The sequence below is a fragment of the Fructilactobacillus ixorae genome, from assembly GCF_024029915.1.
Lineage (GTDB): Bacteria > Bacillota > Bacilli > Lactobacillales > Lactobacillaceae > Fructilactobacillus > Fructilactobacillus ixorae.
The window spans coordinates 1,134,248-1,156,788 of record NZ_CP097478.1 but is presented as its reverse complement, the minus strand read 5'-3'; the positions used below and the strand labels follow the sequence as shown (position 1 = coordinate 1,156,788).

The following is a 22,541-nucleotide window of genomic DNA, read 5'->3' as shown; positions in this document are numbered from 1 at the left end:
GATCATTGTAGTTGTGGTGGGGGTCGCCATGCTTGTCACTCCTTTCAGTAATTTTTATTAGTATAGAACCAGCCTTACCAGCTGTCAATCCTTAATTTTTCTGGGGGATGATGTTGCATAACCCGACATCAACCCTAAACAAATGGAAATGAGCTTTCTATACTGAGAAAAACAGCGAAGGGGAGATTTACAATGTCGGTTAACGTGTTATTTATTTTTCTATGTTCGATTTTGGTCCTGCTGATGACGCCGGGCCTGGCGTTTTTCTACGGTGGGATGGTGCCCCGTAGAGACATTAACAATACTCTGATGGCGGTCTTCATCATGTGTTGTGTGCCGGTGCTTCTCTGGATCGTGTGCGGGTACTCACTCTCGTTTTCCGGGAATAACTGGAACCTGATCGGGAACCTACATAACTTCTTTTTGCACCACGTGAAACTGAACGCGGGAGCGCCGACCACCGGTGGTAGCATTACGAACGTTGCGTTCTTGATTTTTCAAATGATGTTTGCGGTGATTACGCCCGCACTGTTTGTCGGGGCCGTCGTGGAACGAATTAACTTCCGCTTTCTCTTATTATTCGTCGTGTTATGGTCACTCTTGGTGTACTATCCGTTGGTCCACATTGTGTGGGGTGGCGGTTTGCTCCAAAGCCTCGGCGTCTTAGACTTTGCCGGCGGGTTAGTCGTGCACATTAACGCCGGAGTGACGGCCCTGTTACTGGCGTACTTCTTAGGACCGCGGTTGATTCAGGAGAAGGGGAGTCCGAAGAGTTTGAGTTGGGTATTACTCGGAACGACCTTCCTCTGGATTGGCTGGTACGGGTTTAACGCCGGCTCCGCCTTTGCAATTAACGGGATTGCGATGCAGGCAATGCTTACCACCACGGTAGCAACCGCCACCGCCATGTTAATCTGGATCATCCTGGACGTGTTCACCAAACGCAACGCGACGCTGTTTGGAATTTGTTCGGGGGCCATTTGTGGATTAGTGGCCATCACGCCGGCCTGTGGGTACGTGTCGATTGAAAGTGCGATGGTTATCGGCGCGCTCGCTACGATGGCCAGCTACGGGTTTATTACCGTGATTAAGCCACTTTTGAAAGTCGATGATACGTTAGATGCCTTTGGTTGTCACGGGGTGTCTGGGATCATGGGCAGCGTCTTAACCGGCCTCTTTGCTAGCAAGGCGATTAACCCGGTGGTCACCCATAACGGCTGGTTAGCCGGCGGGAACTTCCACCAGTTTGGGATTCAACTCGGGGCAACGCTGTTTACGGTGGTCTTTACGGTAGTGGTCGTAACGATCATTGTGCTGGTCTTGAAACAGATCATGAGCATGCGGATGCGTCATGAGGAAGAAATCGTGAAACGAGAACTGACGGAATCATAATGCTTAATCCAGACCGATTAAAGCTAGAATGATGATTAATTGTAAGTTTGCATTTTCAAAAAAACTATCCTAGGCTGTAGTTATAAACTGATTGGCTCAGGAGCTTGCACTCGAGGTTTTATGGAGCCGTTGCTAACCATTAATGCTTTAAAGTCAACCATTTTATCAATTATTTGAGCATTTCAATTCTAAACTTGAAATGTTCTTTTTTATTGCCAAATCCTTACATTGTACAAATGTATTTGATATAATCGATGATTGGAATCAACTTTCATTACATAGTTGTTTTTTGATAAGTCTAGTTATAAAAAAGGAGGACGTTGATGGTACTAGATGCTAAGACGGAAGCCCTCGTATGGAGGACCCTTAATCAAACCCGGGGCAAGATGGAACCGCTGGAATACAAAAATTATGTGTTTGGGATTATGTTCTATCAATATTTATCTAAGCAAGCACAAGCTTGGTTGCAAGCCCACGCTCCCGCTACCAGCTTGAAAGCAATCTGGCAAGCCCAGCCCGCGCAAATTACTGCTAAGATGCAAAGTCAGCTTGGGTATGTAATTCAACCCGGTGACTTATTCTCTGACTGGCAGGCTGCGATTGAAGCTGGTCAATTTAAGCTTGAGATGATGCAAACAGCACTAACGCGATTTCAACAGCGGATTGCTCCCGTCGCCAACGCGGCGTTGTCTGGGATTTTTGCGGACCTGGATTTAACCGCTACCCGGCTGGGAAACACTGCTAAAGCACGGACGGCTACCATTACCGACATGATTAAATTGATGAGTGAAATCGAGTTAGATGATGACTCGGATGTGCTTGGTGATTTGTATGAATACCTGATGGGAATGTTTGCAACTCATGCAGCCACCAAGACGGGTGAATTTTATACGCCACAGCCAGTTTCAGAAATCATGGCCCAGATTGTCACCGCGGGTCATGAGGAAGCTACAAACTATCGCTTGTATGATCCAACCATGGGGTCTGGATCATTACTGCTAACGACTGCTAAGCATTTGCAACACGCTAAGCAACCGGGGACGATTCAGTATTATGGTCAAGAATTGCTGACGACCACGTATAATTTGGCCCGGATGAATCTCATGATGCATCAAGTAGACTATCGGGATTTTCACTTGCGAAATGCCGACACGCTCACTCGCAGTGGGACTTTGGAAACGGAAGGCACAGTTAATGAGTCCTTAAAATTTGATGCGGTGATGGCGAATCCCCCCTATTCACTCCGATGGGATAATCAAAATCGGGAAAATGAGCCCCAGTTTGAAATGGGCATCGCTCCCAAGTCGAAAGCAGATTATGCTTTTTTATTGCACGGCTTGTATCATTTGAAGCAAACCGGGAGAATGGCGATTGTCCTCCCCCACGGAGTGCTATTTTGCGGTGGGGCCGAAGGTAGAATTCGTAAGCAGCTCCTAGAACACCATCAGATTTCAGCGGTGATTGGCTTACCAGAAAAAATTTTTACTAATACGGAAATTGCAACCGTGATTTTGGTTTTAGAAAAACAACGAGAGCGTGATGATGTACTGTTTATTGACGCTTCCCATGACGGCGTCAAAATTAAAAAGCAACACCAATTACGGCAACGTGATGTTACGCAAATTGTAAAAACCTATTTGGACCGAACAGATGTTGATAAGTACGCCCATGTCGCTAGTTTGAATGAGATTCGAGCTAATCACTACAAACTAAACATTAATCGGTATGTAGATGCGGTGGAAACTGCAGTTCCGGTCAATGTTGCAAAGGTCGCCACTGAAATGCAAGAACTGCATCAACGCGAAAAGCGATTAATTCGGGAACTTAATGGCATGTTGAATAATTTAAGTGGGAGTACTGCGGAAAAGCAAAATGAATTAAGGTTAATTAAGAAAGTGTTAAGGTGATCAGCTTGAAAAATGTTCCAGAAATTAGATTTCAAGAATTTTCTGCTCCTTGGGAACAACAACAATTAAGTCAGGTTACGGTTAACTTAGATGTTAAGCGAATTCCAATTGCTAAAAGTAAGCGAATTCCCGGCACGACTCCCTATTATGGCGCAAATGGTATTCAGGATTACGTTCAAGGCTTTACCCACCAAGGGAAATTTATTTTAATTGCTGAAGATGGGGCCCGGGATGTTAATGATTATCCAATTCAGCTGGTAAGTTATAGGATTTGGGTTAATAACCATACGCACGTCCTTGCCCCGAAAGAAACAGTAGATTGGTGGTTTATTGGGATGAGTTTGCACAAAGTCAACATGCGCCCGTATCTTACTGGGACAGGCAGAGTGAAGCTAACTAAAGCGGATCTACAGAGAATCACAATTACGATGCCGACTCGGGCTGAACAAACTAAAATTGGGGCGTTCTTTCAAACATTCACCCAACTTATTACTGTAAAACAGCGTAAGCTTGCTAAGTTGCGACAGCTAAAAAAGGCGTTACAACGCCATCTCTTCCCTGCTCCCGGCCAGTTAACCCCGGGCTTTAGATTTGCTAATTTCGCTGATAATTGGCAACAGCGAAAACATCATTTTTCCTGCAAAAATTTAAAAGTAACTAAAAAACACCAAAATCATAATTTAGTCCTTTCCTCATGAAAATTAGACAAACATCTAATTTTTGTGGTTAGCCTTATGATTTTGGTGTTTTTTAGTTAGTTTAATTTTGACATTTGGTGCATAATTTTCTCATTATCCTTGGCTTCTAGCTCACGAATAATGTGAATATAAGTTTCCTGAGTAGTCGTCATGCTAGAATGACCTAGTCGTTCGGCTACCGTAGCAATTGAAACATCTCCAAACAAGAGCAAGGAAGCATGGGTATGACGGAGCCCGTGGACGGTGATAACTGGGATATCGGCTTGCTTGCATAATAATTTTAAATGATTGTTAATCGTAGAATTAAAAATCCGTTTGTTGGAAATAAAAATGGGTTTCTCTGGTGGCATTCCGTGAATTAGCAACGAAAATTGCATGGATAATTGCCAGTCTAATTGGATGCTACGCACAGAAGCTTCATTTTTGGTTTTTTGAAAGCCCCCCTGAATGGATTTATAGTCCCAGGTTTTATTAATGCGAAGCATTTTGGAATTAAAATCAAAATCATTTGGAGTAACGGCAAGGGCTTCTGAAAAACGAAGGCCAGTTTTAATGATTAATAGTAAAAACCAGTCCCAATTAATTTCGTTACCTAAGTCCAACTGCTGGATCAATTTTTTTAGTTCAGCTTCATTTAAAAATTTTAATTTCTTTTTCCGGGGAGTTTTACCTTTAATGACTGCATTTCTGGTAGGGTTACTGGGAATTAGCCCTTCGTCAACGGCATCTAAAATCGCACTTTTAATTTGGTGATGAAAATCTAAAGTAGTCTGGTGTTCATGCGTAACGGCATATTCGTTAATAATTTCTTGATAGGTCCGTTTGGTTAGATCCTTTAAATATAAAGTGGGCGCAATTCTGCGGACCCATTTTAAGCTACTTCGATATTTATTAAGAGTTACGTCGCGGACGGCGTCTTGTTTATAGATTTTAATCCAGTCAGCAAGATACTCGTAAAATAATTGTGATTCTTTGTTTTTAGTCATTTCATAAGCTCCCTTGATTATCATACTGTGCACAAATAAATGCACCAGTAACATTATCTAGGAATATTTGCATTTATAAAATCATTTTTTGCAAAAGTGCTTTTTTTAAGCCTTCTAACTTGGCTATTTTCTGGTTAGTAATGGTGATTTGTTGATCCACTATGGTTAGAAGATCGGCAATCATTTTTTGTTCCTGATAGCTACCAAACTTTAATTTCATTTCAGCTAATTGTTCGAATGATAATGTATCGCGAATTCCACGATTTGATAATCTACGTCGTTGGTTAATAAAAGCATCTGTTTGTAACCATTCCCAAAAATATTGATCGTTGATACCTGGGATGGTATAGAACGAGACATATAATGGTGATACCAAACAAGCATGTGAACCGGTTTTATAAGCAATTGAGCCTACGTTAATTCGAGATGGATTGTAAGCAAAATAACCGGGGTTAACAATATAGTAGTTGCTTAAATTGGTTGGTGACAGTGAAGCATTTGGAAATTGACTGGTTTGTTTAACAAAACCAGATTGATTTGAAATTGATTCCACGTTGTTTAGGGTTGACTGTTTGTTTTTAGTTGTGTTGCGAATAATTAAATTAGCGATGTCTTGCTGTTGCCAATTATCAGCGAAATTAGCAAATCTAAAGCCCGGGGTTAACTGGCCGGGAGCAGGGAAGAGATGGCGTTGTAACGCCTTTTTTAGCTGTCGCAACTTAGCAAGCTTACGCTGTTTTACATCTACAATTAAAAGTGATTGGTTGATTAAAAATAACTGGGGTCTGGATAATTTGTGAAAGGCTAGTTTAGAAGCTACTGCGTACGGTCGTTTTGAAATTGAAGAATTAATTTTTGACTGCTCGTCTTGTTATAAAAACAAGGCGGGCAGTTTTAATTATTTATAGGTTTATTTTGCGAGCGTTAGGTTTTGCAATCGTATGTTGTACAAACAATGATTGCATAAAATCATCTTTAATCATATAGTGTGGGCAGTTATATATATAACCATTTTTATATTTTTGGCTCTAGTTAATTAAGGAGGAATTTTTATGCCGTTTAAAGACAGCAAAATGCATTATAAAATGTACAAAGCTGGGAAAAGATGGTTATTTAGTGCCATTACGGTAACTGCTATTTCTGCCAGTTTTTATTCATTCAATGTTAATGATGTGCACGCTGATACTAGTTCTTTACCCACCCAAGCGACGGCCGATTCCGGTGGTAGTTCTAATCAAGCGCAAAATAAGCTTGGGCAAGAACAGCAAGCTCCTGCCAAGCAACCGGCAGCGGTTCAACCACAAGTTGAGCCAGCTGCTCCGAAACCGAATGTCACTACGCCGGGTAGTGATTCAAATCCCACTAAAAACCCTGAACCAGCACCATCCACGACTGATTCTGCTGGCCAAGCCAGTTCAAAAACGACTGACCAGACCAGTAATGAACCGACTGTAAGTCAGCAGGGAAACCAGTCTAATTCTAAAGCAGACGAGCTGGATTCAAAAAGTACAGGTAAAACTGAGGATAAGCAAGCAACCGCTCAACAGGCGCTTACTCCGGTAAATCAAGCCCAACCAGCGGATGAATCAGCAACCACCAAGACCGATGTGCCAGCACCTGAGGCAGCTAAGCCGGAACCAGCCGTTCCAGAGTCGCAGACTGATTCCACCAGTGCACCAAGCTCCACCGCGCAAACCGCTTCTGAAAGCGAAGCCAAGGCTACGAACCCAGTTGCGAACCCAGTTACGAATCAAACAAAACAAGCAGTTGAGCAAATTAAGGCTGCCCAAACTAATTTAGCTAGTAACGTAGTTGATGAAAATGGATTAAAAATTGAAGTTGGTGATCCGGATTATGGCGGTCGTTGGACTGATCCAGATGCAAATCACTATACCTTTCAATATGACCGAGTAGTTAAGGGATTTAACCAAGCCAATGGAGTTCGCACGATCGTGTTCTCGACGGATCGAAATGGCGATGGAACCTTATATGTTTTTGAACTGGATGACGATAATCGGATTATCGGGCAGTACGTTCTGCAAAGAGATCCGGCTGGTCGACAAACGAGACAAGACTCGAAAAACTTAGAGGATTTCTATTACAGTAATAATGGTGATTTTACCGGGGGACTTGATACTAGTTCTTCCTCGCCAATTCGGTTTAACCGAGACTGGATGCTGGCTGATCACAATGGGAGCAAAATTGACTTAGGAATCGAAAAAGTGCAAATTCCACGCAACGTGGAGCATACGGTCCGCTACGTTGATCAACAGACGCACCAAACAGTTTATGAATCACACTTTAATGGCTTGACCGGGCAAGACTTTAAGGTAACGGGATTACCTAATAAAGTTAAAGATGGTTATTACTATATTAGTCAAATCCCAGATAATGCGAGTGGTAGTATTTCACCGTTTGGAAAAGTGGGGACGGTGTGGACGACCCATTATGGAGATGGATCTGTCCTCAAAATCACGGAAACTGATGATCATGGTGGAATGGACGCGCGCCTTTACAGTCCCGATGGAACCCAGTATGGCGAAACTTATCACATTGATGCTAACTACAAATTTAACGATCAAACCCGAGAATATGGTTGGGCAGTCCAAAATCGCAACCATGATGCTAGTTTACCTGGAACGGGATTCTACGCCCTTTATCCAATCTATGTTCCACAGACTAGAAACATCGTTTTTGAAATTAATAAATTAAGTAAGTTAGTTCCAGTTGACAAGCAAGGAAATCCGATTGACAACGGAAATCATGATGTTCCCTATACCCTTGATCCTAATGATCCAACGAAGGCTAACCCGACTCCATTGCCAAACATTCCAGGGTACGTTCCGTTAGATCCAAATGATCAGAGTAAAACGACTACTCCGGGAACCAAAGTCCCAATTACCAATCCTGGAGCAGAAACCCGGGTGCCCTATGTAGTTGATCAGCAAAGTGCTGTGATTCACTATATTGATGATCAGGGGAACGAACTCCACACCGATCACGTTAGCGGCAAGCTCAATGAAAAGTCTAATTATTCACCTGCTGATGAAACTAAAAATTTGGAAAATCAGGGCTACAAACAAATTAGTAGTGATTTTCCTGAAAATGGGATTATTCTTTCTTATAACGATGGCAATCAATTAGTCTATACAATTAAGTTTAAGAAAACGGTCGAACAGATAACCGATAATTCAGGAGTTTCAGACGTTACCATTAAGTATACTTATGGCGATGGCCCACAGGCAGGAAAGCAGGCCGCTGCCGATAAGACTTTCCGGTTTACTTATCACCGATTCGGAACTAGAAACCTTGAAACTAATAGCATTACCTGGGGTAACTGGATTCCAAATGAAGATAATAGTTATGATGTTCCGTCACCGCAAATTGATGGTTATACTCCAGATAAACCACGAGTAGTCTCGCAAAATGTGCTTGAAGGTACTGAAGAAACGGTTATTGTTCGCTACATTACTAATTATGAAAAAGCAACCGTTCAATATATTGATCAGGATGATCACGATAGAGTTATTAGTAGTGATACGTTAACGGGTAAGTTTGGGGATACGTCGGACTACTCCACAAAGACGAAGATCGCTGACCTCGAAAAACAAGGTTACGAACTAGTAAACGATGGCTACACGCCAAACTACAAGTTTGGGACGGATGAACCGACGTTCAAGGTAACGTTGAAACACAAGACGAAGACGGTGACGCCGGATAATCCAGGTCAACCAGGACAACCAGTTGACCCGAACAATCCGGAAGGACCAAAATACCCGGATGGAACGGACGAAAGTCAGTTAGTGAAGAACATTACGCGGACGATTCACTACCGGTACGCGAACGGGCAAACGGCCGCTAACGACGTAACGGAAACGGTGAAGTACACGCGGAGCCTGACGTTTGACCAAGTAACCGGAAAGATCATTGAAACCGGCAAGTGGGAAAGCGACAAGGACAGTTACGACGAAGTAAACTCGCCAGCGATCCCTGGTTACACGGCTGACCAACCGACGGTTGGGGCGGCTACAACGACTCCGGATGATCAGGATCGTGAAGTTACGGTTACGTACCACGCTAACGACGAAAAAGCCCACGTTGTTTACGTTGATCAAGATGAAAACAACAAGACGATTAGTAGTGATACGTTAACGGGTAAGTTCGGGGATACGTCGGACTACTCCACGAAGACGAAGATCGTGGACCTTGAAAAACACGGTTACGAACTAGTAAACGATGGCTACACGCCAAACTACAAGTTTGGGACGGATGAACCGACGTTCACGGTCACGTTGAAACACAAGACGAAGACGGTGACGCCGGATAATCCAGGCCAACCGGGACAACCAGTTGACCCGAACAATCCGGAAGGACCAAAATATCCGGATGGAACGGACGAAAGTCAGTTAGTGAAGAACATTACGCGGACGATTCACTACCGGTACGCGAACGGGCAAACGGCCGCTAACGACGTAACGGAAACGGTGAAGTACACGCGGAGCCTGACGTTTGACCAAGTAACCGGAAAGATCATTGAAACCGGCAAGTGGGAAAGCGACAAGGACAGTTACGACGAAGTAAACTCGCCAGCGATCCCTGGTTACACGGCTGACCAACCGACGGTTGGGGCGGCTACAACGACTCCGGATGATCAGGATCGTGAAGTTACGGTTACGTACCACGCTAACGACGAAAAAGCCCACGTTGTTTACGTTGATCAAGATGAAAACAACAAGACGATTAGTAGTGATACGTTAACGGGTAAGTTCGGGGATACGTCGGACTACTCCACGAAGACGAAGATCGTGGACCTTGAAAAACACGGTTACGAACTAGTAAACGATGGCTACACGCCAAACTACAAGTTTGGGACGGATGAACCGACGTTCACGGTCACGTTGAAACACAAGACGAAGACGGTGACGCCGGATAATCCAGGCCAACCGGGACAACCAGTTGACCCGAACAATCCGGAAGGACCAAAATATCCGGATGGAACGGACGAAAGTCAGTTAGTGAAGAACATTACGCGGACGATTCACTACCGGTACGCGAACGGGCAAACGGCCGCCAACGACGTAACGGAAACAGTGAAGTACACGCGGAGCCTGACGTTTGACCAAGTAACCGGCAAGATCATTGAAACCGGCAAGTGGGAAAGCGACAAGGACAGTTACGACGAAGTAAACTCGCCAGCGATCCCTGGTTACACGGCTGACCAACCGACGGTTGGGGCAGCCACAACGACCCCGGATGATCAGGATCGTGAAGTTACGGTTACGTACCACGCTAACGACGAAAAAGCCCACGTTGTTTACGTTGATCAAGATGAAAACAACAAGACGATTAGTAGTGATACGTTAACGGGTAAGTTTGGGGATACATCGGACTACTCCACGAAGACGAAGATCGCAGACCTTGAAAAACACGGTTACGAACTAGTAAACGATGGCTACACGCCAAACTACAAGTTTGGGACGGATGAACCGACGTTCACGGTTACGTTGAAACACAAGACGAAGACGGTGACGCCGGATAATCCAGGCCAACCAGGACAACCAGTTGACCCAAACAATCCGGAAGGACCAAAATACCCGGATGGAACGGACGAAAGTCAGTTAGTAAAGAACATTACGCGGACGATTCACTACCGGTACGCGAACGGGCAAACGGCTGCCAAAGACGTAACGGAAACAGTGAAGTACACGCGGAGCTTGACGTTTGACCAAGTAACCGGCAAGATCATTGAAACCGGCAAGTGGGAAAGCGACAAGGACAGTTACGACGAAGTAAACTCGCCAGCGATCCCTGGTTACACGGCTGACCAACCGACGGTTGGGGAGGCCACAACGACCCCGGATGATCAGGATCGTGAAGTCACGGTTACGTACCACGCTAACGACGAAAAAGCCCACGTTGTTTACGTTGATCAAGATGAAAATAACAAGACGATTAGTAGTGATACGTTAACGGGTAAGTTTGGGGATACGTCGGACTACTCCACGAAGACGAAGATCGCGGACCTTGAAAAACACGGTTACGAACTAGTAAACGATGGCTACACGCCAAACTACAAGTTTGGGACGGATGAACCGACGTTCACGGTTACGTTGAAACATAAGACGAAAACGGTGACGCCGGATAATCCAGGCCAACCAGGACAACCAGTTGACCCAAACAATCCGGAAGGACCAAAATACCCGGATGGAACGGACGAAAGTCAGTTAGTAAAGAACATTACGCGGACGATTCACTACCGGTACGCGAACGGGCAAACGGCCGCTAACGACGTAACGGAAACAGTGAAGTACACGCGGAGCTTGACGTTTGACCAAGTAACCGGCAAGATCATTGAAACCGGCAAGTGGGAAAGCGACAAGGACAGTTACGACGAAGTAAACTCGCCAGCAATCCCTGGTTACACGGCTGACCAACCGACGGTTGGGGCGGCCACAACGACCCCGGATGATCAGGATCGTGAAGTCACGGTTACGTACCACGCTAACGACGAAAAAGCCCACGTTGTTTACGTTGATCAAGATGAAAATAACAAGACGATTAGTAGTGATACGTTAACGGGTAAGTTTGGGGATACGTCGGACTACTCCACGAAGACGAAGATCGCGGACCTTGAAAAACACGGTTACGAACTAGTAAACGATGGCTACACGCCAAACTACAAGTTTGGGACGGATGAACCGACGTTCACGGTTACGTTGAAACATAAGACGAAAACGGTGACGCCGGATAATCCAGGCCAACCGGGGCAACCAGTTGACCCGAACAATCCGGAAGGACCAAAATACCCGGATGGAACGGACGAAAGTCAGTTAGTGAAGAACATTACGCGGACGATTCACTACCGGTACGCGAACGGGCAAACGGCTGCCAAAGACGTAACGGAAACGGTGAAGTACACGCGTAACCTGACGTTTGACCAAGTAACCAGCAAGATCATTGAAACCGGCAAGTGGATTTCTCAGGGTGGTAGTTGGAACGAAGTGAAGTCACCAGTGGTTAATGGCTACTACACTAAAACTCCAGTAGTTAATGCTGTTACGGTTACCCCGGAAACGCAAGATGCTGAAGTCACAGTTATCTACCTACCACTAGGTCACTTAGTTCCGGATGTTCCGGGATCTAATCCGGAAATCTATCCTAACGATCCGAATGATCCAAGTAAGATCAACGATCCGTTGATTCCAGATATTCCTGGTTACACGCCGGTTGACGGAAATGGGAACAAGTTGGTTCCTGGAACGCCTTATCCAATTGCACCAGAAAATATTGGAAAAGATACCCCAATTCATTACATTAAAAATGAAGTTCCAACGAAACCAGTGGAACCAACCCAACCAACTCCGGATCAGCTAGGTGAGCCACAACAGCCAAGCACTCCGGTTCAACCCGATGCACCCGTTCAGCCACAACCGGCTCAACCAATGGCGCCAGCACCAGTAACTCCAAAAGCTACGTCGGCACCACAAAAGCAAATGTTGCCACAGACTGGTGAAGACCAAGCAACTGGGATTTTGAGTATGATTGGGGCATTGTTACTAGCGTTCCTTGGAATCTTTGGTTACAAGCGTCGTGAAGAGAAATAATCCAATCTAAAGAGGTGATAAAAACTGCGTAGCGCATAAAGCTCAGCTACCAAGGATTTAATAAAAAAAAATATGATTTCATTTTTAAGGATTTATGCCGATGGTTATTCGGGATAAATCCTTTTTTATTTTTTGAAAATAACCGAGCACCTCAGTAACCCCCAAATGTAGTGAGAAGTAACTATGATCAAAATAACGGATAAATTATTATAATCTTTTTTATTTTACACCAACTGATGGTGATTAATTAAGAATTCAAATTTTTATAGAGTAACATAGTAAGGTTCGATGTGGAGGAAGCCGAGCACCGTCAAGGCAAAGTCATTAAGTTAGTGGGCAGGACGCGAACCGTTTGAATTTACGGAGCTGTTTTCGCCGTTGCCCTTGCCTTGCTACGGACGCATTTTCAGTAATTAACAAGTCGGCAACGTGGTTGGCAAAGAATGGGTTTGAATGTCATTCCAAGCTGGCAGAAGCTTTCTGGGCAACCTTGCCTTTAATAATCATGCTCAAGATGACTTGGATACTAAAATTTATCTTGAACTGGTATTAAGTCATCTAACTGATCATGAACAACGATTATTACAGTTATTGTATATAGATGGAAAAACGATTTTGTTAATTTCCGCAGAACTAAAGGTATCTCGCAAAACTTTTTATCAATGGTGGAAAAGCATCCAACAAAAATTAATTTCAATTCTGGGTAACACATTTATGAGAAGAAAAGTTGGTTAAAAACGACTGCAACGTACACGATGGTAGGATTAGGACACTAAAAAGGAATGCGACGTGGTTTTGAAAACCTTACTGATGATCTAACTGCTTACCAAGTGAGTTTGGGGAGATTTTAGCGGAACTAACCGGCGATACGGCGTAAACAGGAGGATTTTATATGAAAATTTTATAATTAGTATTGTATTCAAGACGGAACAATACAAGGTTCGGACGTTACAATTGAACTATGCAAATCAGAATTCAGAAGTGGCAAAAGTGGAAGATTTGATGAATCTAATTTCAGCTTTGGAAATGTTTAAAAAGGATGGAATAAATCTTTATGCTACTCCGGTGGCTACCCGATATGCGGAAAATAGTAAGTACCCAATTTTTGGATATTTTAAGCAAGTTGCATAAACAATGTTAAAATTAGTCATATAATTATATTATTAAAAATAAAATATATTTTTAGAATAAATTCATGGAGGATTTGATGTATTCTAATAACTCAAATAAAAAAATAGGTTTTCTTTTCGGGGCAGGTGCTGAAATGAGTTATGGTATGCCTAGTGGAAGTAAGTTTGCATTAGATATATTTCGACAACCGGTAACTGAAAGTAAAGATAAATTAAGAACAATGAGGGAAAATGTTAATGCTAGCTCAAATTACGCATCAACATGGTTACCTAAAGATTATGGAAAGAAAAGTATATCATCCTATGGGAAATCTGTATTCAATACAATAATTAAAGATACTATTGGGAATAACAGAAAATTAATAATAGAAAAAATAAATAATTTTGATACTCTGGCACAAAAAGCTATTAAAGATGTATTTACTGAAAATGACAATGATAATAATTCTGATAGTATCAGCCAGACAGATAAATTTAAAAAAATTATTGCAGAAAAGTTAAAAGATAAAGAAGACGATAAAGGACATAAAATTAAAATAGAGAATATGCATTTATCTCAACTTATTTAATATGATAAATTTTTTGATGATGGAAATGAATTGTTTGAAAGTGATTACTTTGGGATGCTTATATTCTACTATAAATATAACGATTTTAATGACTCAATAAATATTAAAAATTTTTTAAGGGATCTTTTAACTGCAATTTTCCAATTACAGCTTGGAGCATTGAGTGAAAATATTTCAAGACAAACTGAAGAATCTGTTTTTGAAAAAAATGAATTAAATCTTGATTTTTTCGATGATCTCGGAGGTACTCTAAATATTAATTATGATGCTGCTGGTATTGCTGGACTTAATTTACTCTCTGAAAGCTATGATGATAAATTATATCCAGATCCAATTATTAAAGTAGCTTATAAAATAGTTGAACAAATATATGCTGATGTTATTGATTATAAAACGTTGATTGATTCAAATTGGCATTATTTATATAACCCTAAAAACGAGTGGGCAAAGTTTTCTAAAATCGTAGTGTTTCTTTACACTGTTAGAGATTATATAGAAAAAAAGTCTAAGCACATGAGAATAAATAAGGGTGGTTACTACTCAGATTTACATGATCATTCATCTTTAATTAATGTTATTGCGACAACTAATTATAGTAATTTTATTGATGAAGCTTTGAATGAAGGTAAAGAAGACAAAGATAAAAAAAATATACTTTTTTTAAATGGAGGTGTAGATATTTACTATGATCCATATATAAACTCATTAGTTAATAAATCGGATGAAAATGATCATATAATTGTTCCATTATTATTTACACAAAGTGGAACAAAGCCAATGACATCAATCGATATGCTTAAAAAATATGTTGACTTTTTTGATAGATTAAAAGCCTCTGATTATATTTGTTCCGTTGGATTTGGGTTTCATCCTGATGACGAACATATAAACGGTATAATTAGAACTTTAATAACTAGATTTAAAAAGAAGTTAGTTATTATCGATGTTAGTTCAGATGATTTAGATAAAAAAAGGACAAAATTAGCTGAAAAATTAAAAATAGAAGAAAAAAATAATATAAAATATATAAGAGTTAATGCTAATACTAGATGTAACAATGAAGGACAGAAATGGATAGATTTGTTAGAAGAGGAAAAATTTGAATAAGTCAAATTACAAATTTATTTCTAACGGTCTTTAAAAACCGTAATTGTAGTACAATAATAATGAATTTTTAACTGCCACTTATTAATTAACTCTAAGGCTTCAAAAAGTTCATCATCAGAAACATTTTCAAATTTAGTTTGCTTTGGGAAAAAACATCGTAATCTTCGGTTGAAATATTCATTACTACCTCTTTCCTAAGGCGAATAGGCGTAACAGAAATAAACATCCACCTTATATTTACTTTGTAATACCTGATTAACCATAGAATTCTTTGTTGTGGTCGACTGTAATCGATTTAACGTTTGAACCAAAAATGTCCATGAATTTTTCAAAAGCAGTGTTTAATGACGATTAAGTTCAATCAGAAATTTTAATTGCTCAAAGTAAGCTGGAACTTCGTTCAACAAAGGTTGCTAAACTGTTTTTAGCTTTTCCACGTTCAGATAAACCTGGATCTAATTCTTAGTGACCTAAGTCACCGCAATCATTAATATCGTTAGGTCTGGTTTCAATGGTTTGATTGATTTTGAAGGTTCCACGCTTATCTGATTTTCGCTTTCGTCTAACATTTTGATTAGGTAAACAAGCTAAACTGAAATCAATCCAACCGCGGTTTAACCAATTATAAATAGTGACCGTATCTACTCCATAAAAACGTTTAATCAAGGCTGGTGACCACGTTAATTTCAACTGATTCTCCACAACTTGTTTTAACGAAACAGTTAATTTGGTTTTTCTACCACATTATTTTTTCCGTTTATAATCTGCATCAGCTTAAGTTAATCCTGGATTATAAGTAGTTAATCACGATAGTTCATAATGAATCGTTGATTTAGAAAAAACTATTTTATCAGTCATTTCACGAAGTGAAAGGCCTTCATTAACTAATTGTGTTAACGCACCGCGATCATAAGATGCTAAAATGGAATATCTCCTTACTGGTTTTTTTTGGTTAATACCATTGTAAGTTATTACTTTATTTTTTTATTTTATTTAGCGTTTGAAACAATTATAGAATTTGCGTAAGTAAATACAATATTTTTATCATTTTTTGTTACCTCAAATATTACTTTAAATAGTCGTATTCACTAATTAGATGGTTTTCCTCCAATTTAAAATAAATAGCAAAAGAAATTGAGGTGTACCCCATAAGTTAAAGTAAATATTTGTCGCGATTAGGCGGCTTGTTTCTGATATTTTATCGGCGACAAGCCGCCTAATTTTGTTTGAACTCGTTCCGTGTTGTAATAATTAATCCATTTTTTGATTTTCACAATTAATTCCTCAGAGGAATTGAATTGTTTAAGATTGCCAATTTCTACTTTCAATTTGTTGAAGAAACTCTCAATACAAGCGTTATCTAAGCAACAACTTCTTCGTGACATACTTTGTGTAATTTTAGCTTTTTTAAGCTCCATCCGCCATCGTCGATGGCGATATTGCCAACCCTGATCAGTATGAAGCATTAGCTTATAACCGGTTTTAGGTAGCTTAAGCCGAAGATCTTCCAGTGGTTTAACTGCAAATTTTAAATCAGGACTTTCATCTGTGATTGAATAAGTCAAAATTTGATTGTTATATAGATCCATAATTGGTTCCAAATAAACCTTTTCTCCGTTTTTAACTTTAAATTCTGTTACATCTGAAACCAGCTTTTGATATGGTCGATTACTATAAAACCGACGGTTTAATTTGTTTTTAACTCGTTTCCCTTCTGGTCCCTTGGAAGAATCATATTTCCTAATTTTTTTCGTGTATCCAATTCCGAAAATATTTAGTTCATTCATGATTCTTTTAACCCGCTTATGATTAATTTTAAGTTGGTATTTGTTTTTTAGGATAGCAGTAATCCGTAGGATTCCTAAGTGTTTATCTTCACTCCAAATCCGATAGATTAAGTCATTCAAATTGATTTCTTTGATATTACAATTTTTAAATTTACGTTTCCAGTAACATAAGGTATTCATATTGATTGGAACAACTTTTAAGATATCAACTAATCTAAATTCCGCCTCGAGTTGGCATACTACTTGTGCTTTTTGTCGGTTGGTTGCTTCATCGAGGCGAATAATTTTAAAGCTTTATTTTTAATACGAAGCTCTAAATTTTCTTGTTCTAATTGTTTAATTTTGTTTTGTTCTGGAGTTAATTCTTGCTTGTTTTTCTTTTGTTTTGTCATTTTGGGTTCCCGTCCTTTTTTTAAAGACAATAACCCATTTTGACCATTTTGGCGATATATTTTTTCCCATTGATAAATTTGAGCGATTCCTAAATATCCAAATTTTTTAGCTATTTGAATATAAGAGGCATTATTTCTGATTTTATATTCAGTAAGCATGATTCTAAAGGAAGCAGTTACTTGGGGTGGTTTAAACAATACATCTGAACCGAAGGTTCTAAACCCACTGATTAACATTCTAAGTGCCATACTATTGAATACATATTTTTCTCTTATATATCTACGAGACTTGTTTTCATAAAAATACTGCATCATTGCTTTATACTTCATTTGTTTTGAAATTTTAGTCATAAAAAATACCCCATAGGTTAAAGTAAAAACTTTAATTTATGGGGTATAGCTCATTATATAAAAACTAGTAAAGAAGCTTTTTTCTATACTTATTATTAATTCAATCTTACAAATACTTCGCATCTGCCTCCGGATCCTGCGACGTCAGAATCTTTGGGCCGTCTTCCGTAATCGCCAGGGTGTGTTCATACTGGGCTGAGAGGGAACCGTCTTCGGTAACGTAATAGGTCCAGTCATCTTTGTCGTCGAAGCGGTCTTTGATTCGCCAGCCCCCGAGCGTCACCATCGGTTCAATCGTGATCGTCATGCCAGGCCGTAGCCGTAGCCCACGGCCTTTTTCTCCGTAGGCCGGAACGGCTGGGTCTTCGTGAATCGTGGGTTGGATGCCGTGACCGATTAGTTCCCGCACGTCGCCCATGTGGTTTTCGTTTTCGACGTAGTGTTCGATGGCGTAGCCAATGTCACCAATCCGGTTGCCAACTTGGGCCTGGTCGATTCCCTTGTACAGGGCTTCCTTGGTGACGTCCATTAGTTTTTGGGCTTCAGGACTAATCTTACCCACGGCATACGTCCAGCAGGAGTCACTTTCAAAGCCGTCCTTGTTGACACACATGTCGACCTTGACGAGGTCCCCGGACTTGAGCTTCAAGCCCTTGCGGGGGATGCCGTGGGCCACTTCGTCGTTGATCGAGATACAGGTTCCAAACTTGTAGCCGTCAAAGCCCTTTTCAGACGGGGTCGCCCCGTGGTCGGTGATGTATTTATCCGCGAATTCTTCGATTTCCCAGGTATCTAAGCCCGGCTTAATTAACTTTTGCAGGCCTTTGTGAACCCCCGCTAGGACGGCGCCGGATTCGGCCATTTTCTTAATTTCACGTTCTGATTTTAAAGTTATCAATGTTGTTCTCCTTTGGTGCTAGTGCAGTAGTGCTTCTGAGTCGCTATCATCACTATACCACGAATGTGGCGGTTCGGGTTCTCACGCCGTCGAGGCACCGCTTACTGCTATTGTTTATTCTTAATCGTGTTTTTGACGATCGGGAGCATTCGCTTGATGAAGCGTTTTTCCCGTTTGCCACTGGTTAGGTAACTAACGAAGTAGTGACCCGCGAAGAAGATGAGCAGGCTGACCACGATAAAGATCACGATTCCGATTCGACCGAGGGCGAGCTTTTCGATGATTAGTTCGTACGTGGAACAGACCCCGTTTAAAAAGCCGGCGTAGGACACGAAGTACCACGCGAGCCCTTTGTTATAAAAGCTGTAGAAGTTTTGAAAGTCTTCTTTGTTATTAATCAGATCATTGATTTGCGCCTTGCCCGCCGTGCGTTTAATCCGCCGGAACAGGAGGGGGGGAATCATCCATTCCAACAAGCTGGCGTTTTTGGGTTTGTGGCCCTTGATTTGATACTTGGCAAACACGGAGTTTGACTCCATCAGCTCCATTTGGCCCTGGTAGAGGGGAAAGATGAAGAGTAGCCAATCTCCGATAAAGCCTAAAATTCCAATAACTACTTCCATGATTAATCTGACCTCCAAAATATTTGTCTCCTACCTATTAAATAATTAATTAGTGAAAAATGCAATTCTTGCCTGGTTCAACTAGGGGCTTCGTAATGATCTGTGGTAAGATAAGCATAGACACTTTTAGTCGAAACTAATGTAAAAGGTGATTTTTTGAACAAAAAAATATTTCATAAATGGGACTTCGTGGTCCTTGTCATTGGCTTAACTGCCGCTTTCTTAGGTTTTTGTTACGTTCACTACGGTAGCTTTACCCCGAGCAAGTTGCACAAACCCCAGCAGGCACCCATCATGTTTGTGTCCGACCAAAACCGCACGTCAACCGCGGCTCGGCACTTGGTGACGACGGCGAGTCGCTCTGGCGGTTCCGTTGCCATGCACATCGACGTGTTGAGTGATGGTCAGATTAACTACTACCCCAATGGCAATTTAAAGGCGAAACAGCCGATTATAGAGGTTAATTTCAGTGACCGGAGTAAGACCACTAAGGAGCAATCAGTGGCCTTAAATCGCATCCTGCGCCATTTAAACCGTAAGTATCAGTACGAACAGTATGATGCGATTGGATTTGGTTCGGGAAGCCTTGCGGTCTTTACGAACGCGACGACCTACGGGCTGAAGCAGAACCGGATGAAGTTAAAGCACTTCGTGTCGGTCGCTGGTCCGTACCAAGGGGTAACGGTCAACGTCCCGCCACTGAGACAGCAACCGGGCCAACCCGGCAACGGGAACCAACCAACCCAGGCCAAGCCTAACCAGGCGCATCCCGCAGGCCCCACTCCAGCGTTACTCCGGCAACAAGCTCTGGAACGCCAGCAGGCGATTAACAGCCGCTATCCGTCCTATGCGGAATTAAAACAGATGGCGAAGCATTTAGAGCAAAATACGCAGGTGCTTAACATCTACGGGGTGATCGACAAACGGACGAACTCCGACGGACGGGTGTCAGCCAAGTCGGCGACGGCATTGCAGCACCTTGTTCCGACCAAAAACTATGAGTCGCTCCGGCTGACTGGTCCGATGGCGGAGCACTCCCAGATCTTAGACAATCAGGTTTCTGAACGCATCATTAACCGCTTCTTATTTAACGAATAACAAGGCAAAAGCCCGCTGACTGGTGTCAGTGGGCTTTTTGCTTACCAAATTTGGACGCGTTTATCTGGTTCAAGGTACATGGCATCACTGGGTTGGATGTCAAAGGTGGTGTAGAAGTCGTCGAGGTTTTTCACCTGCACGGTCGCCCGCAATGGACCGGGCGCGTGGACGTCAATCGTCAGTAACAGTTGTTGATATTCCGCTGTTGCCTTCATGCGCCAGATCCGGGCCCAGTTCGTGAAGAACTCGTAGAGATCGGCCTCCGGTTCTTCCTTCGTGGCCGCTTCGGCACAACTAAGTCCCCCGGCGTCTGCGATGTTTTCTGAAACGGTCAGCTTCCCGTTGACTTGCCCCCCGGCATACGGCAACCCGTCGAATTCATTGATCATCTGTTGGGCGAGCTGGGTGAAGTGCTGGCGGTCGGCGTCCGTCCACCAGTTGTTCAGGTTCCCAGATTCATCAAAGAGGGCACCGTTGTTATCAAAGGCGTGCGAGATTTCGTGGGCAATCACGGCTCCGATGCCCCCGTAGTTAGCACTCGCCGACTGGTCGAGACTGTAGAAGGGAGCCTGGAGGATCGCCGCTGGGAACACGATGATGTTTTTAAACGGATGGTAGTAGGCGTTCACCGTGTTCGCGCTCATTTCCCACTTATCCCGAGCGACCGGTTTGTTCCACTTGGAGAACATGTCCTTTGTTTCGAGGTAGTCAAAGTGGAGCAGGTTGGCAAGGAGGCTCGCCTTTTCGTCAACCTTGAACTGGTAGTAAATTGGCTCGATGATGTCTGGATAGCCAACTTGAATTCCGAGTCGTTTCAACTTCTTGATCGCCATGGCCTTTGTTTCGGCACTCAACCACTGGTTATCAGTGAGTCGTTGTTGGTAAATGCCGATCATTTTTTCAACCATGTGGTGGACGTCGGCCTTGGCTTCTGGTCCAAAGTAACGTTTTCCGTAGTAGTCTCCGACCACATGTTTAAAGGTCCCAGAAGCGAGGTAGAAGGCTGCTTTTTCGGGTTTAACGGCTTCCTTTTTCCCGGAGAGGGCCCGACTGAACTGCCCGCCGACCTGCCGGAAGGCTTCGGAGAGGGACCCGGCGAGCCCGTTGACCGTCTTTACCAGCATCCAGGCCTTCAGGTTGTCAAAGTTTGCGTCCGTTAGCAGGTCGTTTAGGTGGGTAAAGTAGTCCGGTTCCGTCACGATGATTTTCTCCGGGACGGCGCCGACTAAGCCCCGGACGGTCTGTTGCAAGTTGACCGCGTTCGTACTGGCCGCTAGTTCAGCGGTCGTGTACGGGTTGTAAGTCTTACTGTAATCAGCGGCTTCTTCGGCGGACTTCACGTGGGGGGCAATTTGGGCATCAAAGTCCTTGGCTGCCGCTACAAGTTTCTGGGCCTCCGGGGCTGAGTAGCCCGCCATGGTTAGCAACTGTTCACTCATCTTGGTAAAGACGGGCATCAGTTGGGTGTAGGCCTGGTTTTCGGGTTCGTAGTAGGTTTTGTCCGGCAGAAAGAGCCCCGGACCACTCGCAAAGAGGGCGTTGACCTGGGCGTTCTTCATGTCGGCATCGATGTCGAAGCTAACCGGGGTCGGGTAGCCCTGCAGTACGAGGTCTGCTAGTTGTTGGTTGAGGTCGGCATAGTCGGCCAGTCCTTCGATCCGTTTTAAGCGGGGCCGAAGGGGAGTGGCACCTTCGGCGTCGCGGCGGGTAAAGTCCATCGCCTGCCGGTAGAACTTGACGTATTCACTCATTTCGGGAGTCGGGACGTCTAAGTCACCCTGCGCCAAGGCATCGGAGTCGTGCATCAGGGTTTTGTCGATGTCATCGACCAGGTCCATGAAGCCGCCGACCGACGAGTGGTCAGCGGGAATCTTAGCCTGTTTAACCCTGGCACCGTTGACGGCGTCGTAGAGGTTCGTTTTAATTTCCGCTTGGTTAACGGGGAAAGCTGCTTGTACCATACTAATTCCTTCTTTCATTGGTTAGGTTACTGGCTATC

Annotated in this window: 16 protein-coding genes and 1 pseudogene; 9 read left to right on the top strand and 8 right to left on the bottom strand. The window is 42.8% G+C overall.

Annotated features, from left to right (window positions below; genetic code table 11):
• The first annotated feature begins 192 nt into the window (after positions 1–192).
• From M8332_RS05810 to M8332_RS05800, 3 genes are all read left to right on the top strand, one after another.
• Positions 193–1,392, top strand: a complete 1,200-nt coding sequence (locus M8332_RS05810) for an ammonium transporter (RefSeq protein ID WP_252779887.1) — start codon at positions 193–195, stop codon at positions 1,390–1,392.
• A gap of 323 nt (positions 1,393–1,715) precedes the next feature.
• Entirely contained in the window at positions 1,716–3,299 is a 1,584-nt protein-coding gene (locus M8332_RS05805; RefSeq protein WP_252779885.1) for a type I restriction-modification system subunit M, read from the top strand.
• Positions 3,300–3,304: 5 nt separating this feature from the next.
• The gene (locus M8332_RS05800; RefSeq protein ID WP_252779884.1) at positions 3,305–3,997 is read left to right on the top strand and encodes a restriction endonuclease subunit S; all 693 of its coding nucleotides are present in this window, start codon (positions 3,305–3,307) and stop codon (positions 3,995–3,997) included.
• Positions 3,998–4,053: 56 nt separating this feature from the next.
• Here M8332_RS05800 and M8332_RS05795 read toward each other — a convergent pair whose 3' ends face one another.
• Both M8332_RS05795 and M8332_RS05790 read right to left on the bottom strand, forming a co-directional pair.
• Complete coding sequence (locus tag M8332_RS05795; RefSeq protein WP_252779882.1) at positions 4,054–4,983, bottom strand: tyrosine-type recombinase/integrase; 930 nt, start codon at positions 4,981–4,983, stop codon at positions 4,054–4,056.
• A gap of 73 nt (positions 4,984–5,056) precedes the next feature.
• Entirely contained in the window at positions 5,057–5,701 is a 645-nt protein-coding gene (locus M8332_RS05790) for a restriction endonuclease subunit S (protein WP_252779881.1), read from the bottom strand.
• Positions 5,702–6,056: 355 nt separating this feature from the next.
• Between M8332_RS05790 and M8332_RS05785 the strand changes: the two genes are divergently transcribed.
• From M8332_RS05785 to M8332_RS05765, 5 genes are all read left to right on the top strand, one after another.
• The gene (locus M8332_RS05785) at positions 6,057–12,587 is read left to right on the top strand and encodes a mucin-binding protein (RefSeq protein ID WP_252779880.1); all 6,531 of its coding nucleotides are present in this window, start codon (positions 6,057–6,059) and stop codon (positions 12,585–12,587) included.
• A 453-nt stretch (positions 12,588–13,040) separates the two neighbouring features.
• Positions 13,041–13,322 (top strand): DUF1492 domain-containing protein, encoded by a 282-nt coding sequence (locus M8332_RS05780; protein WP_252779879.1) that lies wholly within the window; start codon positions 13,041–13,043, stop codon positions 13,320–13,322.
• Between the two features lie 150 nt (positions 13,323–13,472).
• On the top strand, positions 13,473–13,718 hold the full coding sequence (locus M8332_RS05775) for a DUF2922 domain-containing protein (RefSeq protein ID WP_353937862.1): 246 nt from the start codon (positions 13,473–13,475) through the stop codon (positions 13,716–13,718).
• A 76-nt stretch (positions 13,719–13,794) separates the two neighbouring features.
• Positions 13,795–14,286 (top strand): hypothetical protein, encoded by a 492-nt coding sequence (locus tag M8332_RS05770; RefSeq protein ID WP_252779877.1) that lies wholly within the window; start codon positions 13,795–13,797, stop codon positions 14,284–14,286.
• Positions 14,287–14,316: 30 nt separating this feature from the next.
• Positions 14,317–15,393, top strand: coding sequence for a hypothetical protein (locus tag M8332_RS05765; protein WP_252779876.1), 1,077 nt, complete (start codon positions 14,317–14,319; stop codon positions 15,391–15,393).
• Between the two features lie 20 nt (positions 15,394–15,413).
• On the opposite strand, the pseudogene M8332_RS05760 reads toward M8332_RS05765, so the two are convergent.
• The 5 genes and pseudogenes from M8332_RS05760 to M8332_RS05740 form a co-directional block, all read right to left on the bottom strand.
• Positions 15,414–16,350 (bottom strand): annotated as a pseudogene (locus M8332_RS05760) (IS30 family transposase).
• A 218-nt stretch (positions 16,351–16,568) separates the two neighbouring features.
• On the bottom strand, positions 16,569–17,384 hold the full coding sequence (locus M8332_RS05755) for an IS3 family transposase (RefSeq protein WP_252780820.1): 816 nt from the start codon (positions 17,382–17,384) through the stop codon (positions 16,569–16,571).
• A gap of 35 nt (positions 17,385–17,419) precedes the next feature.
• Complete coding sequence (locus M8332_RS05750; protein WP_252779875.1) at positions 17,420–17,902, bottom strand: helix-turn-helix domain-containing protein; 483 nt, start codon at positions 17,900–17,902, stop codon at positions 17,420–17,422.
• A gap of 127 nt (positions 17,903–18,029) precedes the next feature.
• A complete protein-coding gene (gene map / locus M8332_RS05745; protein ID WP_252779874.1) occupies positions 18,030–18,821 on the bottom strand; it encodes a type I methionyl aminopeptidase in 792 nt (263 codons plus the stop codon).
• Positions 18,822–18,928: 107 nt separating this feature from the next.
• Positions 18,929–19,444 carry a hypothetical protein gene (locus M8332_RS05740; RefSeq protein WP_252779873.1) on the bottom strand — a complete coding sequence of 172 codons (516 nt, stop codon included), beginning with the start codon at positions 19,442–19,444 and terminating at the stop codon, positions 18,929–18,931.
• Positions 19,445–19,600: 156 nt separating this feature from the next.
• On the opposite strand from M8332_RS05740, the gene M8332_RS05735 reads away from it, so the two are divergent.
• On the top strand, positions 19,601–20,542 hold the full coding sequence (locus M8332_RS05735; protein ID WP_252779872.1) for an alpha/beta hydrolase: 942 nt from the start codon (positions 19,601–19,603) through the stop codon (positions 20,540–20,542).
• A 41-nt stretch (positions 20,543–20,583) separates the two neighbouring features.
• Here the strand turns inward: M8332_RS05735 and M8332_RS05730 are convergent, their stop codons facing one another.
• Positions 20,584–22,521 carry a M13 family metallopeptidase gene (locus tag M8332_RS05730; RefSeq protein ID WP_252779871.1) on the bottom strand — a complete coding sequence of 646 codons (1,938 nt, stop codon included), beginning with the start codon at positions 22,519–22,521 and terminating at the stop codon, positions 20,584–20,586.
• Positions 22,522–22,541: the final 20 nt, after the last annotated feature.

Bases quoted from the DNA above. Each gene is read 5' to 3' on its own strand.
- M8332_RS05740 (WP_252779873.1), bottom strand. From the start codon at position 19,444: ATGGAAGTAGTTATTGGAATTTTAGGCTTTATCGGAGATTGGCTACTC.
- M8332_RS05780 (WP_252779879.1), top strand. From the start codon at position 13,041: ATGTCATTCCAAGCTGGCAGAAGCTTTCTGGGCAACCTTGCCTTTAAT.
- M8332_RS05750 (WP_252779875.1), bottom strand. From the start codon at position 17,902: ATGAAGTATAAAGCAATGATGCAGTATTTTTATGAAAACAAGTCTCGT.
- M8332_RS05770 (WP_252779877.1), top strand. From the start codon at position 13,795: ATGTATTCTAATAACTCAAATAAAAAAATAGGTTTTCTTTTCGGGGCA.
- M8332_RS05805 (WP_252779885.1), top strand. From the start codon at position 1,716: ATGGTACTAGATGCTAAGACGGAAGCCCTCGTATGGAGGACCCTTAAT.
- M8332_RS05730 (WP_252779871.1), bottom strand. From the start codon at position 22,521: ATGAAAGAAGGAATTAGTATGGTACAAGCAGCTTTCCCCGTTAACCAA.
- M8332_RS05810 (WP_252779887.1), top strand. From the start codon at position 193: ATGTCGGTTAACGTGTTATTTATTTTTCTATGTTCGATTTTGGTCCTG.
- M8332_RS05795 (WP_252779882.1), bottom strand. From the start codon at position 4,983: ATGACTAAAAACAAAGAATCACAATTATTTTACGAGTATCTTGCTGAC.
- M8332_RS05785 (WP_252779880.1), top strand. From the start codon at position 6,057: ATGCATTATAAAATGTACAAAGCTGGGAAAAGATGGTTATTTAGTGCC.